This window comes from Prosthecobacter sp. Pr1, from assembly GCF_057652315.1.
Genome location: NZ_JBYFBS010000003.1, coordinates 389,821 through 405,095, shown reverse-complemented (window position 1 = coordinate 405,095; position 15,275 = coordinate 389,821). Strand labels below are relative to the sequence as shown.

At 59.4% G+C, this 15,275-nt stretch carries 15 protein-coding genes; 7 read left to right on the top strand and 8 right to left on the bottom strand.

What is annotated here, in order from left to right:
• Positions 1-2 precede the first annotated feature (2 nt).
• Positions 3-473 carry a molybdopterin-dependent oxidoreductase gene (locus AC24GY_RS06990; RefSeq protein WP_487681491.1) on the top strand — a complete coding sequence of 157 codons (471 nt, stop codon included), beginning with the start codon at positions 3-5 and terminating at the stop codon, positions 471-473.
• Positions 474-528: 55 nt separating this feature from the next.
• On the opposite strand, the gene AC24GY_RS06985 is transcribed toward AC24GY_RS06990, so the two are convergent.
• From AC24GY_RS06985 to AC24GY_RS06975, 3 genes are all read right to left on the bottom strand, one after another.
• Positions 529-1,455 carry a sulfurtransferase gene (locus AC24GY_RS06985; protein WP_487681489.1) on the bottom strand — a complete coding sequence of 309 codons (927 nt, stop codon included), beginning with the start codon at positions 1,453-1,455 and terminating at the stop codon, positions 529-531.
• 43 nt (positions 1,456-1,498) lie between these two features.
• The gene (locus tag AC24GY_RS06980) at positions 1,499-2,452 is read right to left on the bottom strand and encodes an anion permease (RefSeq protein WP_487681487.1); all 954 of its coding nucleotides are present in this window, start codon (positions 2,450-2,452) and stop codon (positions 1,499-1,501) included.
• Positions 2,453-2,533: 81 nt separating this feature from the next.
• Entirely contained in the window at positions 2,534-3,172 is a 639-nt protein-coding gene (locus AC24GY_RS06975) for a hypothetical protein (RefSeq protein WP_487681485.1), read from the bottom strand.
• Positions 3,173-3,307: 135 nt separating this feature from the next.
• Between AC24GY_RS06975 and AC24GY_RS06970 the strand changes: the two genes are divergently transcribed.
• Positions 3,308-3,853: a tetratricopeptide repeat protein gene (locus AC24GY_RS06970; RefSeq protein ID WP_487681483.1), complete on the top strand. Its 546-nt coding sequence runs from the start codon at positions 3,308-3,310 to the stop codon at positions 3,851-3,853.
• A 17-nt stretch (positions 3,854-3,870) separates the two neighbouring features.
• Here AC24GY_RS06970 and AC24GY_RS06965 read toward each other — a convergent pair whose 3' ends face one another.
• Together AC24GY_RS06965 and AC24GY_RS06960 are read right to left on the bottom strand one after the other, a co-directional pair.
• A complete protein-coding gene (locus AC24GY_RS06965) occupies positions 3,871-5,193 on the bottom strand; it encodes a PQQ-dependent sugar dehydrogenase (protein ID WP_487681481.1) in 1,323 nt (440 codons plus the stop codon).
• 88 nt (positions 5,194-5,281) lie between these two features.
• The gene (locus AC24GY_RS06960) at positions 5,282-6,400 is read right to left on the bottom strand and encodes a GTP-binding protein (protein WP_487681479.1); all 1,119 of its coding nucleotides are present in this window, start codon (positions 6,398-6,400) and stop codon (positions 5,282-5,284) included.
• 157 nt (positions 6,401-6,557) lie between these two features.
• Between AC24GY_RS06960 and AC24GY_RS06955 the strand changes: the two genes are divergently transcribed.
• Positions 6,558-6,881 (top strand): ArsR/SmtB family transcription factor, encoded by a 324-nt coding sequence (locus tag AC24GY_RS06955; protein WP_422322745.1) that lies wholly within the window; start codon positions 6,558-6,560, stop codon positions 6,879-6,881.
• A gap of 47 nt (positions 6,882-6,928) precedes the next feature.
• Complete coding sequence (locus AC24GY_RS06950; protein WP_487681477.1) at positions 6,929-8,584, top strand: sulfatase-like hydrolase/transferase; 1,656 nt, start codon at positions 6,929-6,931, stop codon at positions 8,582-8,584.
• A gap of 3 nt (positions 8,585-8,587) precedes the next feature.
• Here AC24GY_RS06950 and AC24GY_RS06945 read toward each other — a convergent pair whose 3' ends face one another.
• Positions 8,588-9,577, bottom strand: a complete 990-nt coding sequence (locus tag AC24GY_RS06945; protein WP_487681475.1) for a glycosyltransferase — start codon at positions 9,575-9,577, stop codon at positions 8,588-8,590.
• Positions 9,578-9,678: 101 nt separating this feature from the next.
• Positions 9,679-10,554, bottom strand: coding sequence for a helix-turn-helix domain-containing protein (locus tag AC24GY_RS06940; RefSeq protein ID WP_487681473.1), 876 nt, complete (start codon positions 10,552-10,554; stop codon positions 9,679-9,681).
• A gap of 85 nt (positions 10,555-10,639) precedes the next feature.
• Between AC24GY_RS06940 and AC24GY_RS06935 the strand changes: the two genes are divergently transcribed.
• Positions 10,640-12,973 carry a hypothetical protein gene (locus AC24GY_RS06935; protein WP_487681471.1) on the top strand — a complete coding sequence of 778 codons (2,334 nt, stop codon included), beginning with the start codon at positions 10,640-10,642 and terminating at the stop codon, positions 12,971-12,973.
• Here the strand turns inward: AC24GY_RS06935 and AC24GY_RS06930 are convergent, their stop codons facing one another.
• Positions 12,974-14,122 carry a sterol desaturase family protein gene (locus AC24GY_RS06930; RefSeq protein ID WP_487681469.1) on the bottom strand — a complete coding sequence of 383 codons (1,149 nt, stop codon included), beginning with the start codon at positions 14,120-14,122 and terminating at the stop codon, positions 12,974-12,976.
• Between the two features lie 149 nt (positions 14,123-14,271).
• On the opposite strand from AC24GY_RS06930, the gene AC24GY_RS06925 reads away from it, so the two are divergent.
• Both AC24GY_RS06925 and AC24GY_RS06920 read left to right on the top strand, forming a co-directional pair.
• On the top strand, positions 14,272-14,871 hold the full coding sequence (locus tag AC24GY_RS06925; protein ID WP_487681467.1) for a helix-turn-helix domain-containing protein: 600 nt from the start codon (positions 14,272-14,274) through the stop codon (positions 14,869-14,871).
• A gap of 7 nt (positions 14,872-14,878) precedes the next feature.
• Positions 14,879-15,220: a hypothetical protein gene (locus tag AC24GY_RS06920; RefSeq protein WP_422322759.1), complete on the top strand. Its 342-nt coding sequence runs from the start codon at positions 14,879-14,881 to the stop codon at positions 15,218-15,220.
• Positions 15,221-15,275: the final 55 nt, after the last annotated feature.

Here is a 15,275-nt window from a genome sequence, read left to right as displayed (position 1 = left end):
TCATGCGTCTGCTTCTGCTCCTCTTCTTCGCCACCCAGCTCACCGCCCAAACCCTGGAGGTTTCCGGCGAGGTGGAAAAGCCGCTCAAGCTCTCCCTCGCCGAACTTGAACTCCTCCCTCATCAAACCGTTGATGTCGTGGAGCACTCGGGAGAAAAAGCGCAGTACACCGGAGTGCCAGTATACCAGATCCTCAAAAGCGCCGGTGTGCCCATGGGCGAGCAGCTGCGCGGCCCGGCACTGTCTTTATATATCGTTGTCATCGCCTCGGACGGCTATCAGGCCGTCTATGCCTTGCCTGAACTTGACCCGCTTGCCAACGAAGGCCCGGTGATCCTGGCAGATCAAAAAAACGGCAGGCCCCTTGATGCCGCCATCGGCCCCCTGCGCATCATTCTGGCCAAGGAAAAGCGCCACGCTCGCTGGGTGCGTCAAGTCATCAAGATCGAGGTTCGGCGGGCCGCCAAACCCTAAAGCATACAGCGCCGCCACCCGCAGACGACGACGCTGTATTCAACCTGACCAAAAATTACTTCGTCCCCGCTGGATCACCACCCGTCTCAGCAGGAAGTGATTTTCCATTGAGCCAGACGTATTCCTTCCATGCCCCTTCGTAGAGGCGCACGTTCTGATAACCCGCCACATGCTTGAGATAGAACTGCAGCAGGCTGCCTTCACGCGAGGTGCCGCAGTAGGCGATGATGTTTTTGTCCGGCGTGATGCCGGCCTTCTCCAACTCGGCCTTCACTTCGGCGAAGGGCTTGAACTTGTGCGTGTTGTCTTTCTCCATCAGGCGTGCCCAGTGAAAACTGATCGCACCGGGAATGTGGCCTTTGCGCAGCCAGACATCGTCCTCACCACGGAATTCATTGATCGGCCGCGCATCTACCAGAATGTTGCCCGGCTTGCCCACATGTGCCTGCACCTCAGTGACATTGGCCGTGATGGTGGTGATGCATTTCTCCGGCAGCGTTCCCTTGGGATTGCCGAAATAATCCTGAACCGGCGCAAAGCCCTGCTTCTTCCACTCCGCGAGTCCTCCATCAACGATCTTGATGTTCTGAACGCCGAACTTCTCCAGCACGTAAACAACCATGCTGCTGCTGAGGATCTCATCGTTCGGCAGCACATCGCCGGTGGCATAAATGAGTTGCAGGCGGTCTTTGTCCACACCGGCACGAATGAGCAGCGCCTGTGTGAGATCATCCGGCAGGTACTGGACTGGCACAGCTTCGTTCGTGCCGCGCAGCGTGTCGAAATTGATGTGGTGCGCCGTGGGCAGGTGGCCGCGGAAGTAGTCTTTGTAGCCGCCGCGTGTGTCGAGCACGATGGGTCGCTTGGAGGCGTCAGCGTTTTCAATCAAGGCCTTGGCTGCGGCGCATGTGATGAGGCCGATCTCGGCCTGTGCCGCTGAACTCAGCAGGGCAACAGTGACGAATGAGAGGATGGATTTCATGTGGTTGGTGGGTGCGTAAATTAGAAGGTGAAGACGTAGTTGATCATGGGAACAGGAAGCGACCGAGGAGGAAAAGCACCGCCGCGACCAGCGCCGAGAGCGGAAGGGTGATGACCCACGCTGTGAGCACTGGAATGACTGTATGCCACTTCGCCTGACGGGTGGTGATGCCGATACCGAGCAGCGCGCCGACGGAAACGTGCGTGGTCGAAACCGGCAGGCCGCTCACATTGGCCGTCGTCACGAGCAGCGCCGTGGCGAGATTCGCCGCGAAGCCCTGTCCGGGATTCATGTCGGTGATTTTATGCGCCAGCGTCTCAGCGACCTGCCGCGCGCTGATCAACCCACCCGCCGCCATTGCCACGGCGATCAAGATCATGCCAGTGCTGCCATGCAGCCAGCCCACGCCAAGCAGCAGCGCCGCCATCTTGGGCGTGTCATTCATGCCCCTCGCAAAACACACGGCACCCGCACTCAGAAAGTGCAGAGCATCCAGCGTGCGTGTACGATGATCCGGCGCGAGCCGAAGCATTTTCAGCACCAGATAAATCACCGCGCCCACAATCACCGCTAGCACCGGGCTTAGCAGCAGCGGCTTGATAAAGCTCCCCCAGAGAGCCTCCACATTCACCTCTCCGGCGATCCATCCCGCTCCCAGCAATGTCCCCGTAAGCACGTGCGTCGTCGAGACTGGGAAACCAAAGCGGGTCGCCAAAAGACCCGTGACTCCCGCGCCCGCCGACACTGCGAACAAAAACAATGGCTGCGCGATCAGCGCCTCCGGCACTAGGCCCTTGCCAGAGAAGGTTTTCAGAAGTCCCACAGACAAGTACATAGCCGCAACACAACCTGCGGCGGTGGTGACAGCCGCCCAGATCACCGCCGTTCGGTAGCTCGTTGAGCCGCTTCCGAACAACGACGCCACCCCTTTGAAATTGGAATTCGCTCCGTTGGCATAAGCCACGACGACAACAGCGATGGTGATGAGGAAAAGCATGCGGGCGAATGATGTGCGTCTATTTGCGCATATTGGCATATATATAATTAAAACCATTCACTCTGCAGAAAATCGTCCCCATCAGCCGCCTGCCAGCAGCTTCCGCGCACGCTCCTGGCAGATGTGGAAGGCCAGCCCCAGACCGGCACCGAAACCGAGGCCGTAAAAGACACCCCAGCTCAGCTTCGCGTACAACGGATACTGCTTGATGAACGCGGCCTCCGAAATGCCGCCGACGAAATAACCAATCGAGTTCAACACGAACAACGCCAGGAAGACTTTGACCACCACCCGCAATGCATCAAAGGCGGCCACCAGCATGCAGGCCATCACCATCGTACCTGCGGCCAAACCCGCGATGCTGCCGAGGTGACCGCGCAGCGTCATCCAGCCCACAATCCACGCCACCGAATATGCGGCAAACGCCGGACAGAAGACCTTGTAAAATCGCGACATCGAACCCGGCCCGATGATCAGACGATGCAGCAGCGGTGAAGTCAAAGCGAGGAACACCACCGCACAGGCTGCATACATGCCAGCTTCCCCTCCCTGCCTGTGGAACCAATTGCCAAAGACCGCCCACGGCACAAATCCAGCCACGCTGACCACCGTGAACCCAATGATGCCGCGTTTGAGCGAAGCCCCGAGTGAAGGCACCGGAGAACCTGTCGCACGGGCGCGTTTGGCGATGCTTGGGGGGTCGAGTTGGAACCAGCTCATGGGGATACGTGCAGATGAATATTCACTATGACAACAGCCACTTCAGCCAGAACGCTCCCTCCCACATGATTCGTTCGCTGGAATGTACCCGGCATCTCGAACGTTCTTTGATTCCACCCCTTACACGCCCCTCCCATGACTCACCCCCGCCTTGCCTTCCTTTTTCTCGCCCTGGCACTGTCCGCCGCTGCCGCAGATGCACCAGTTCCCGTGAAGACCACGCCCAAGCTGGAAATCCTGAACAAGCAGATCGCGGAAAACGCCGAAAACGCCCAGGCCTATTCCAATCGCGGGTATGTGCTGACACTGCTGGGACGCAAAGACGAGGCGCGTGCCGATCTGAAAAAAGCGCTCTCTCTCAATGACAAGGCCCCCATGCACAACCGCGCCGGCTGGGCTTACTTCAATCTTGGCGACTACACCGATGCCGTGCGCGAATTTGAGATCTCCAGCAAACTCAGCGGCTTTCAGGCTCATTATGACTACTACTCCTTCGTCCTCGCCTACTGGGGCACCGGCGACACCCAGAAGGCCATCGAGAACTACCAGCTCGCCGTGGAAAAAGACCCCCGCCTCGGCAGCGCCAAAACCCTGCTGGAACGCACCCTCGAATGGACCCCGCTGGAGCAGCGCGCCATGCACGAAATCTACGTGCTCTGGAGCAAGGCCTGGAAGCCTTAGCCTGCATCTGACAGCCTTCAATTGGACGGAGCAGCACCGGCCTTCTGCTGAAGACGTTTGATCTGGCCGGAGGCAAGATTGGCAAACAGCACCTCGCCATTGCGTGGATCAAAACCGATGCCCGCGATGCCAGGATCTTGGGCGAGGATTTCATCAGCCCAGATGGCCCTGCCCTCATCCTTAAGTGCGATGACACGGCCTGAGACGTAGTCGGCGAAGAAGTATTTTCCGCCATGCTGCGGGAAACTCTTTCCTCGATACACGATTCCCCCCGTCACAGAAAGGCCAACGAGATGGGAGTATTCAAAGATGGGCGCGACGGGTTGGAAACCGGGCGGCTCTTGATCTTTACCGGGACCGCTTGTGAAGGGGTGCAGCGCCTCGCGGTAGCTCCAGCCGTAGTCACCACCGCGGATGATGATGTCGATCTCTTCATAGAGATTCTGGCCTACATCACCGCAGAACAGGCGGCCGGTGGGACCGTCAAAGGAAATGCGCCAGGGATTGCGCAGCCCCGTGGCCCAAATTTCAGTGCGCACCGTTTTGGGATCAATGCTTTCGCCGTGGTGGCTGCTGCGACCGATGAAGGGATTGTCCGCAGGCACTGCGTAAAAGGCCGCGCCATTCGTGTCGAGCGAGATGGCAGGATGCGGATTCGGCCGCAGGCTGCCAGCATTCTTGTCCACATCGATGCGCAGAATCGCCGCGTGAAAGCCTTTGTTGATGAAGCGGGCATTGTCAAACTTGTCATCCCCAGCACCGCCATCGCCCACACTCACATAGAGATACCCGTCCGGGCCGAAGTGGAGATCTCCGCCGTTGTGATTGCTCGCTTCATCCTTCTGCGTGAAGAGCGGCTGCTCGGTGCTGTTGTCCAAGCGGTTGGAGTCATTCGGAAACACATGAAACCGCGACAGCCGCTGGTGCAGCACGCCACCGATTTTCAGGCTGTAATAAACAAAGCAGCGCCCGCTCTGCGCATGGTCCGGCGGGAAGGCGAGTCCCAGCATTCCGCACTCGCCCTCGGTCACCAGCGTGGCCTCCGGAATTTGTGTGAGATCGAGAAACAGCTTCTTCTCCGGCCTGTCCGTATCGAGCCCGGCAATGACCTGCACCCGCCCGGTTTTCTCGACGACGAAAATCCGCTTCTTGTCCCCCGGTGCACTGACGATGCCCAGCGGCATTTCGAACTTCAAACCCGGAAAAGCGTCCACCAGTTCGTAGTCCGTCTTCACCATGACAATGGGTGGCGGCGGGGCCTTCGGCTTCTTCGTTTGCGCAACCAGCGGAGCGGTGACAGCGCAAACGGCGAGCAATGCGATGGTGGAGAGCGGAGACATGGTTTTCATCACATGTACAAACGAACCCCGGCAATCAAACTGCCGTCACATTCTCCAACCAATCAACAGCAGCCGCCCGTGGTTTCCATCACACTTCCCCATCTCGATGAGTCGGTGTGGGTTTGCCGGGGCGGAAATGTTCTTCATGATCCAGCGTGGCCTTCAGGCCGAAGAAATTCAGCGTCGTTTCATCCATCCCATCCTTCACCGCTGCCATCAGCGACGCGGGGTCAGCTTCGGCACGCAGGTTCACGATCAACTGCCCGCCCGTGGTCGGCTCGTCCAGCTCCATGCCGAGTTCGGCCACATAGTCGCTGCGAACCAGATTGATGCTGGCCAGTTCTCCCGCGATGCCGTCATCGGGACTGAAAGTCATTTTAAAATGCGCGATCTCGGCACCATTCTGCTGGAGACGCGCCTGCACGATCCTGGCGAGCTGTTTGAGGAAAGTGTTGGCATCAAACTCGTCATCCGCCTTCAGCGTGACCGTGGCATTCAGCCAGCCCAGCAGCGCCTCGCCATCCGCATACACTTCGTAATCAACCGCCATCGGATTGCGCCGCGCCTGCTCGTCCGTCATCAAACTCGCAAACAGTTCATCCAGCCCCGTCTCCTGCCGTGGTGAGGCGGTCACGATCTTCGCCAGCGGAAACTCCTTCGCCAGCACCACACGCAGTTCCTCACGCTGCGCGTCCTCAATGAGATCACTTTTGCTGATGACAATGATGTCCGCTTCTTCGAGCTGCTTCTTGAAGATGTAAGCCACCTTGCCGGAGAAGGTGCCACCTTGATCCAGACCAAACACACGGCGAGCACGAATGGGATCCACCAACACACTAAGAGGAGCGACAGTGAAGGCATCGCCATACATGCGGCGCAGTGGATACGTCACAGTGGCCACCAGATCCGTGCAACTTCCCACGGGCTCGGCGATGAACACATCCGGCTTCGCTTCATTCGCCAGCTTGCTCGCCGCATCGACAAGCGTGTTGAAACGGCAGCAGAAACATCCTCCCGCGATCTCCTCCGTCGCATAGCCCTGACCACGCAGCAGCTTGGTGTCCACCAAACCACCGGCCTGATCGTTGGTGATGAGGCCGACGCGGAGTCCCTGATCGCTGAGATGTTTGGCCAGACGGCCGACAGTGGTCGTTTTCCCGGCGCCGAGGAAACCGCCGATCATGATGTAACGTGCTTTGGTGGACATGGGATTGTTTGGAAAATTGGTCGCCTCTGCCAGCGGCGGCAAGAATGCAATAAACGGCGGTGCGTCTTATCTTACTTGCACCTCTTGGCAATTATTATTTCACCCGGTGTGCTTCGGCATTCTTGCGGGTACAGGGCGATCTGCTAAACATCTCGGCATGCCATCACGCACCGTGACACGTTCATTCGACTGCCTCACCGCCATGCGCGCGCTGGGAGAGCCGACACGTCTCCGTCTGGTGCGCCTCCTCATCGGTGGTGCGAAGCCGGTCACCGAGCTGTGTGAAACTCTGAACGTCACGCCGTACAACGTCTCCAAACACCTGCGGGTGCTCAAGGAGGCCGGGCTGCTCGAAGTCGAGAAGCAGGGGCAGCAGCGCATCTATGCGCTCGCGGAAGCGTTCAGCGAAAAACTCGCGAAAAACTCCAACACCCTCGACTTGGGCTGCTGCCAGTTTCATTTCGACAAGCTGCCGGAATAGGCGCGATTCGACGAAAGCATGGGAACCTGTTGGCGTTCTCACCATCCATGCTCCGCGCTCTCACACTTCTGCTCCTTGGCAGCACCTCGCTTTTCGCCGCCGCAAAACCCAACGTCCTGCTCATCTGCGTCGATGACTTGAAGCCGCTGCTCGGCTGCTATGGCGACACTTTGGTGAAATCACCCAACATCGACCGTCTGGCCGCGCGCGGGGTGCTGTTTGAAAAAGCGTACTGCAATCAGGCGGTGTGCTCGCCGTCGCGCAATGCGCTGCTGACGGGATTGCGTTCGCAGACGCTGGGAATTTATGAACTGGCCACAAACTTCCGCAAAGCCGCGCCGAATGCCGTGACGCTGCCGCAGCACTTCATGAACAACGGTTACCGGGCGGAAGGTCTGGGCAAGATCTTCCACGTGGGTCATGGAAATGTGAACGACGTTGCTTCATGGAGCGTGCCGCACTTCACGCCGAAGACGATCAGCTACGCGCTGAAGGAAAACAACCCGCCGGAGTCCACGCGCGAGCAGGCGCTGTTTGAAAACAAGACGGAGGCCTGGAAGCTGCCCCGCGGCGCACCCACGGAGTCCGCCGATGTGCCTGACAACCGCTACGGCGACGGCATGATCGCCGACGAAGCCGTGAAGCGTCTCGATGCCGCGAAGCAGAAACCTGACGAGCCGTTTTTCCTGGCAGTCGGCTTTTTGAAACCTCATCTTCCCTTTGTGGCGCCGAAGAAATACTGGGATCTCTACGATCCCGCTTCCTTCAAACTGCCTGCTCTGCAAACCGCCCCCGCAGGCGCGCCCGAATTCGCGCCATCAACCTGGGGAGAACTGCGCCAGTACCGGGACATGCCGGAGCAAGGCCCGCTCACGCAGGAGCAGGCCATTCACCTCATCCACGGCTACCATGCCGCCACGAGCTACATGGACGCGCAGCTGGGCAAAGTGCTCGATGCCCTCGACGCAAGCGGCCTGGCCAGCAACACGATCATCGTCTTCTGGGGTGATCACGGCTGGCATCTCGGCGACCACGGCATATGGTGCAAGCACACGAACTACGAGCAGGCGGCGCGCATTCCCGTCATCGTCGCCGCTCCCGGCATCCAGTCGGCACGCACGCAGGCGCTCATCGAATCCTGCGACATCTACCCCACGCTGGCCGAACTCGCTCAGCTCCCCGCCCCGCCCCAGGGTGATGGCCGCAGCTTTGCCAGCGTGCTCAAAGATCCTGCCACCACCGTGCGTGACCATGCCATTCATGTCTATCCACGTGGAGGCGGCTTGATCGGCCGCGCCATCCGCACCCAGCGCCATCGCCTCATCGAATGGAAGAAGCCCGGCGCTGCGCCCGAGACCGCCATCCTCGAATTGTACGACTACGAGGCTGATCCTGCCGAGACGAAGAACCTCGCCGCCGAGCAGCCTGCCGTCGTCGCGGTGCTCCGCCAGATTCTCTCCCAGCATCCCGAGGCCAAACCGCAGATCTCCAGCAAGCCGGAGACTGCACCCAAAAAGCCCGCACAGGATCGTGGCAAGATGTTTGACCAACGCGACAAGGACAAAGACGGCCAGCTCACCAAGGATGAGTTTCTGCTCAACCAGCCCGACCCCGACGAAGCGCCCAAACGCTTCCCCAAATTCGACACCGACGGCAACGGCACACTGAGCCGTGACGAGTTCATCAAGGGCGGCAAGAAGTAGCCGCTAAGCCCTTTGCCGCTTCCAGATCTGGCACATGTACCAGGCTTTGAAGGTGGCCGCCAGCTCACGGTAATTGGAACAGCCTTTGAACATGGTCCCGGCAAAGCCTGCGGCCAGGAACTCAGCCGCAAACTGGCTTCGGTCAGCGCGTGAGACGTTCCCCTTGCGCATCTTGCCAAGGAAGTGCCCCATCTCACGCATGATCTGGTTATGCAAGGCCCCGCGCAGTGCTGGCGGCTGCCCCTTGGCAAAATCCTTCAGCAGCGCCGCGACTTTGAGATAGCTGGCGATGCGATGATGCACTTTGGCTGCATCGCGTGACTGTGTCAGCGAGCTTGGATTGCTCCGGTAGCCATAGCGCGGCGGCTGCGAAAACCCCATGCGTTTGACGGCCAGCGCTAGCTGCACCGTCCAAGGGATGTCTTCATGGATCATGTCACGCCTGAACCGCATCTTCGCCGCTTCGATCACGCTGCGTCGGCAAAACTGCAGCCACACATAATGGGGCCATTCGCGCTGTATGACACCCTGCACCAGCCAGTCGGATCCGCTCAAGATAGAATCCCAGGGCTGCCGGCTGAGAATGGCTGGCGGCTGAGAATTCAGGAGCACCTGCGGATCGGTCCTGAAACTGAAACCGTTGCACAATAGGCAGTCCAGATCTCCCCGCTCAGCCTGCTGATGCCAGGCCGTCAAAGAGCCGGGGGCAATCCAGTCATCCCCATCAAGAAAGGCCAGCCATTTGCCCGACGCACGGTCCAGCCCGGCATTCCGCGCCGCGGAGACACCCTGGTTGGCCTGCTCGATCACGACGATCCTTGGATCACGCTCCGCGTGGGCTTTGATCTTCCTCAGCGACCCGTCCGTGGAGCCATCATCGATGACGATGATCTCCACCGACAGCTCCCCCTGCGCACACGCCGCCGTCAAGGATTCATCCAAATACAGCTCGTTGTTGAAGACGGGAATGATGAGTGAGACGTCGGGTTGCATGGAGTGTGAACGAGCCGTTGAAAACTAGGCTGGTTGCCAACGTCCCGGTCATTTGAAGCCAAGCTCACCCATCCTTCAAATGACATATTCGTAATTCATCCTCACGCCGCCTGTTCCACCCCGCTCAAGCGATACTCTGACGGCGACATCCCTGTATGACGGCGGAACCACGCGGTGAAGTGGGACGCATGGCGAAAGCCCAGGGCAAAGGCGATTTCCTTGAGCGTGGCCTGATCCGCCACAATGCGCTCGCGTGCCACATCAAGCCGCCTCCGTTCCATAAACATGCGCAGTCCAATGCCAAACTGCTGCTGCATCAATTGTTCCGCACGCCGGCTGCCGATCGGGAAATCCGGGGGCAAACTCGGCGTCGTTTGATCCAGCGGCAGCGCCTGCAGCCACGCAACGATTTGATCCACCCGGCGGCGGCGAATCCTCACCTGGAGTTCAGGCTGCACGCCGAGCTCCTGCACAGTTTCCATCCACACCGCAAACCAGACGGCGAATGCGGCCTCACGCGCAACCCACTCAATCGCGGAATACTGTGCAGCCTCAATGGCTTGACGATAGGTGACGACTTTCTGCGCACCGTGAATGCTGGCAAAAAGTTCCTGCGTCGCTTTTCGCAATGCGGGAGCCTCGGCGGCAAAGTTGAGCGCATCGCGAAACAAGGATGTACCATCCGGCCACTGGCTGCGGAAGCCGACGGACAGCAGCCGGGTGTTTGCCGCAAACCAATGCCGCCGCGGCCGGGGCGATGAGAAGAACGCCTGCCCGCGTGGCACAAGGGTCTCTTTGCCATCCACCTGGATGCGCACTTCACCACGCTCCACGAAGAAGACTCCCGCAGGCACCGGGATCTCAGCCGACCACACCCCGCACTGCGGCACGGGACCACGATACACCCACAGCCACTCATGGCGCAGGCTGCGCCAGACATCGCCGGGAAGTTGGATGACCTGCTTTTTGGGCATCATCCAGCTATGCGGGGGATGTAAGCGATTTCAATCCGGCATAATTCACCCGGGTTGCCAGCGCCCCCGGCGTGGCTTTGATCCACACATGAAATCCAACCTCCTGCTGCTCGCGGCATTCACAGGCTTCCTCGCAGCCGAGGAACCACGCCATGTCAGCGGCATCTACCCCGGCCTCGCCATGTTCAACAATGAAGGCGAATGTGGCACGGGTGCCGTGGTGCCCTGGGCGGACCGCCTCTGGGTCATCACCTACGGACCGCACCTGCCTTTTGGATCGAGCGACAAGCTTTACGAGATCACTTCGGATTTAAAACAGCTCGTGCGGCCTGAGAGCGTGGGCGGCACGCCCGCGAACCGGATGATCCATCCCGAGTCGCAGCAGCTTTTCATCGGGCCTTATGTGATCGGCTCCGACCGCGCCGTGCGGGTGATTCCACCGAACAAAATGCCCGGACGGCTCACCGGGAATGCGCGCCATCTGATCGATCCCGCCGGAAAAATCTATTACGCGACGATGGAGGAAGGCCTCTACGAAGTGGACGTAAAATCGCTGGCCGTCACCTCACTGATCCGCGACGGCAATCCCTTGAAGAAAGGCTTCCAAGTCACAACACCTCTCACAAAGCTGGAGTCTCAACTGCCTGGCTATCACGGCAAAGGACTCTATTCGACCCAAGGCCGCTTGATTTACGCCAACAACGGTGACCGCGACAAACGCGTGCTCACCGACCCCACCACCCCAAGCGGCGCTCTGGGAGAATGGCGAAAACCCGGAGATGACTGGCAGCTGGTGCGGCGCAATCAATTCACCGAAGTCACCGGCCCGGGCGGCATCCAGGGCAGCGCGGCAGACGCACCGGCGTGGAGCATCGGCTGGGATGCAAAATCCCTCATTCTAATGCTGCTGGACGGCGGCAAATGGCAGTCGTTTCGTCTGCCAAAAGTCAGCCACAGCTACGACGGCGCGCACGGTTGGAACACCGAATGGCCGCGCATCCGCGACATCGGCGAAGACGATCTGCTCATGACGATGCATGGCGCGTTCTGGCGCTTCCCACGAACCTTCTCCGCGGCCAACACGAACGGCATTCGCGTGCGCAGCGCCTACATGAAGGTCATCGGCGACTTCAGCCGCTGGAATGACCGCCTGGTCTTCGGCTGTGATGATTCGGCGAAGTCGGAGTTTCTCAACAAACGCAAAGTCAAAGGCGGCATCGACAGCGTGGGGCAGTCTCAGTCCAACCTGTGGTTTACGAGTCCTGAGACGCCGGATAAACTCGGCCCCGCGCACGCCAGCGGTGCGGTGTGGCTGCATGAGAGCGTGAAGGCGGGCGATGTGTCGGACCCGTTTCTCGTTGCGGGATGGAAGCACCGCAGCCTCTGGCGGATTGATCACGCGGCAGGCACCGCCAGGCGCGAGGACATCAGCGGTGATTCAGAGTGGCTGACTGTGAAAGCCGACCAGGATGGCAAAGATGTGAGCATGATCATCACGCTCACAAATGGTGACTCACGCGGCACGCAAGCCGATGCGATCTTCGACGGCGTGGCGCGTGTGGGCGATGACAAAGTCCAGACCGGCATCTTCCGCGCGCGTGGCGAAAACAAGCGCACGCTTAGCCTCGCAGCCGACGCAGGCTATTACGAACTGGACGCCGCTTTGAATCTGCAGCGGGTCGAGGACACCAAAGCAGAGCAGTTTGTGAAGACAAAGGTCGCGATTCCTCAGCAGGTCATCACGCTCGATGAAGCCAGCGTTCTTGTCGTCGATGATCGAGGCCGCCGCTGGCGCCTTCCACGTGCCAGCCCTGATTTGGATGCTGCCACAAACGCAGGCGAACTGCGCATCTGCCGTGAGGTGGCAACTGAGCGCGACATGCTGAGCGCCTGCGGCACCTTCTTCGAGCTTCCCGCTGAAAATGCCGACGGCTTTGCCAAGATCCGCCCCATCGCCTCGCACAATCTACGTGTGACCGATTTCGGCGGCTACCGTGGCATGCTGCTTATGAGCGGCATCAAACCGGATGCGCCTGCCAGTGAACATATCCTCCGCAGCGCCGATGGCAAAGCCGCTCTCTGGGCTGGTGCGATTGACGATCTCTGGAAACTCGGCAAGCCACGCGGTGTGGGCGGTCCTTGGAAGAACACGAAGGTCAAAGCAGGTCAGGCAAGCGACCCTTACCTCATGTGGGGCTATGACAAACGTACGCTGACCTTGAGCACGGATGATGCGCAGGCAGTGAACGTGAAAGTCGAGCTGGATCTGACCGGCACCGGTCTTTGGGTAACTTACAAAGAAGCCAAATTGAAAGCAGGCGCTCAGCTCAGCATCGAGTTCGAGCCAGCGGTGCAGGCGCGCTGGCTCCGTGTCACGGCTGATGCCGCATGCACCGCCACGGCTCAGCTCAAATACGAGTGATTACTTCTTCCTCCGAAACGGATGGAGAAACTGCTGCCAGTAGCCCTTGGGCACCGGATGGCCGCCGATGCCGTAACCTTCGGGCCAGCGGCCGTTTTCGGGCATGTGATGGGTGCCGAAGAGCTTGTCGAACAGCGGAAAGTGAATGGCAAAATTCACGTCGATGGCTTCCTTCTCAATGCCATGATGCCAGTGATGGAAGCGGGGTGTGACGAAGAATTTCTCGAAGATGCCGAGCTTCCAGCCGAGGTTCGAATGGGCAAAGGTGGCGAAGAGATAAACGACCAGCACATACGCATTCACAGCCGTCTGGCTGAAACCGAGCAGGATCATCGGAAAGACCGTGGTCCCGCGCAGCACGAGGATCTCAAAGAAGTGCATCCGCGCTCCGGCCATCCAGTCCATGCTTTGCGCCGAGTGATGTACTGCATGGAAGCGCCACAGCGCCGGAATGCGGTGAAACAGCCGATGCACCCAGTACTGCACCAGATCCGTGAAGAACATGATGGCGAAGAGCTGCACAAGAAACGGCAGCGCCGCCACCCAGGCGCGCATCTCCGTCCATGACGTGTGCTTAAACAGCGTCTGCGCCGGCATGAAGCTCAGCCAGGTCAGGATCTGAACCATCATGCTGCTGATGAGGTAGTAGAACAGATCCTCCCGCCATTCCTGGCGGAAGATCCCCTGCTCCGCCCGGTGCGGGAAAATCGTCTCCAGCGGGATGAAGAGAAAGCCGGTGAAGAGCAGCCGCAGGATGAAAAAATCGAGCCCGAAATACACCGGCGTCAGATCGGCGACCACCGCAGACGCTGAAGTGCCGCCAAACGTCACCGCCAGCAGCGTCGCCACCATTCCCGTGAGTCCAAGGGCCTTGCCCGGACGCAGCAGGAGGCTGAGCAGTGAAAAGCCAAACGCCAGCACCATCAGGACAAACATGCCCGTGCGGAAGGCCGGATGCCCGATCACCGCCGCGTTCTCCTTCATGGTGAAGACCCCCGGAAAACGCATCATCACCACGCAGCCGAGCGCCGCCAGACCAAACATCATGCCCAAAACGCCGCTGATCCACCCGCTGCCGAACTTTCTCAAAGCAGGCGGAGCCTCCAGTTCACGGCGAATCTTCAGACGGGTCTCATGGAGAGCTTTCATGTCACGATTTTAGTACTCCTTGCTTTGATTACAAGATTACCGGGAAGAATCCCGCGTTGTTTTTCCTCATTCAATGTCAGGTGGAATATGAAAAAAAATCATCGCTTCCACATCCGGCGATGTCACATTTGACGTATTCAAATTAAACCATGACTGCTAACTTCGGCCGGATGCTCACCGCTGCGCGTGAAAAGCGCGGCTTGTCCATTGAGGACGCTGCGCATGAGACACGCATTCCGGCGCAGCGCCTGCGCTATCTGGAATCCGGCAACATTGCGGCCTTTGGCAGCCTGACGTATGCGCGTTCGTTCATGCGCCAGTACAGCGATTTCCTTGAAGTGGACGCATCCTCCATGCTGGAGGAGCTGCCCGAAGGTGCCCTGGGTGGAGAGCGGGATTATCGTTATCTGACACAATCCCAGGGGCCATGGCTGCGTGAGCCTGCCACGCATCATGAGCGCGTCACCGCGCCCGCAGCAGGCCAGGTGAACTCCATCAAGTCCCCGCTGCCAGCAGCCCTCGCGGTCTTTATCCTCGTCCTCGCCGGCACCGCCATGTGGGGAATGCATGTCGCTGACTTGCGCAGCCAGGTGGAACCTGCCGCGCTGAAGGCGCTGCCAGTCGAGGACGATGACACCTCCTCGCCAGCCCCTTTGGCGGCCGCCCCAGGCACGGGAGGTGCGGCGAATGTGACAACAAAACAGGTGGATTTTCCGGGCACTGCCCATAAAGCTACCCCTGTAAACTGATCTGCGAATGCCTGCGCCTGAAACCATTCCCCAAAAATCCCTCTGGTGGCTCGAATCCCTGCTCTGGTCTGCTGCCATCATCATTGGCGTCGCCGTTGCGGCTTATGTGAATGAAACTGCACGTGAGATCGTGGCTCAGGGTCTGGCCTATTTCTTCACCTTCTTCTCCACTCCGTTTGTGCTGGAGACCAGCACCGCATTTGTCGGCTTCTGCATCGTGATGTTCATCAATGCACGTCGTATCGAACGCGAAGGCGACGGCTGGGTGGAAATGGAGATCACGGACCCTGCCGTGCCGGAAGACCTCATGGCAGTTCAAACGCCCGGTGACAAAGCTTCCGAAGTCTGAAGTCTGACTGGTCTTCGGCACGTACCTGTTTCACCCTTCGGACCCGCCGAATGTG

Coding starts and splice junctions, on each gene's coding strand:
- AC24GY_RS06965 (WP_487681481.1), bottom strand. CDS start 5,193: ATGTCTCCGCTCTCCACCATCGCATTGCTCGCCGTTTGCGCTGTCACC.
- AC24GY_RS06980 (WP_487681487.1), bottom strand. CDS start 2,452: ATGCTTTTCCTCATCACCATCGCTGTTGTCGTCGTGGCTTATGCCAAC.
- AC24GY_RS06985 (WP_487681489.1), bottom strand. CDS start 1,455: ATGAAATCCATCCTCTCATTCGTCACTGTTGCCCTGCTGAGTTCAGCG.
- AC24GY_RS06960 (WP_487681479.1), bottom strand. CDS start 6,400: ATGTCCACCAAAGCACGTTACATCATGATCGGCGGTTTCCTCGGCGCC.
- AC24GY_RS06920 (WP_422322759.1), top strand. CDS start 14,879: ATGCCTGCGCCTGAAACCATTCCCCAAAAATCCCTCTGGTGGCTCGAA.
- AC24GY_RS06970 (WP_487681483.1), top strand. CDS start 3,308: ATGACTCACCCCCGCCTTGCCTTCCTTTTTCTCGCCCTGGCACTGTCC.
- AC24GY_RS06935 (WP_487681471.1), top strand. CDS start 10,640: ATGAAATCCAACCTCCTGCTGCTCGCGGCATTCACAGGCTTCCTCGCA.
- AC24GY_RS06975 (WP_487681485.1), bottom strand. CDS start 3,172: ATGAGCTGGTTCCAACTCGACCCCCCAAGCATCGCCAAACGCGCCCGT.
- AC24GY_RS06925 (WP_487681467.1), top strand. CDS start 14,272: ATGACTGCTAACTTCGGCCGGATGCTCACCGCTGCGCGTGAAAAGCGC.
- AC24GY_RS06950 (WP_487681477.1), top strand. CDS start 6,929: ATGCTCCGCGCTCTCACACTTCTGCTCCTTGGCAGCACCTCGCTTTTC.
- AC24GY_RS06990 (WP_487681491.1), top strand. CDS start 3: ATGCGTCTGCTTCTGCTCCTCTTCTTCGCCACCCAGCTCACCGCCCAA.
- AC24GY_RS06930 (WP_487681469.1), bottom strand. CDS start 14,122: ATGAAAGCTCTCCATGAGACCCGTCTGAAGATTCGCCGTGAACTGGAG.
- AC24GY_RS06940 (WP_487681473.1), bottom strand. CDS start 10,554: ATGATGCCCAAAAAGCAGGTCATCCAACTTCCCGGCGATGTCTGGCGC.
- AC24GY_RS06955 (WP_422322745.1), top strand. CDS start 6,558: ATGCCATCACGCACCGTGACACGTTCATTCGACTGCCTCACCGCCATG.
- AC24GY_RS06945 (WP_487681475.1), bottom strand. CDS start 9,577: ATGCAACCCGACGTCTCACTCATCATTCCCGTCTTCAACAACGAGCTG.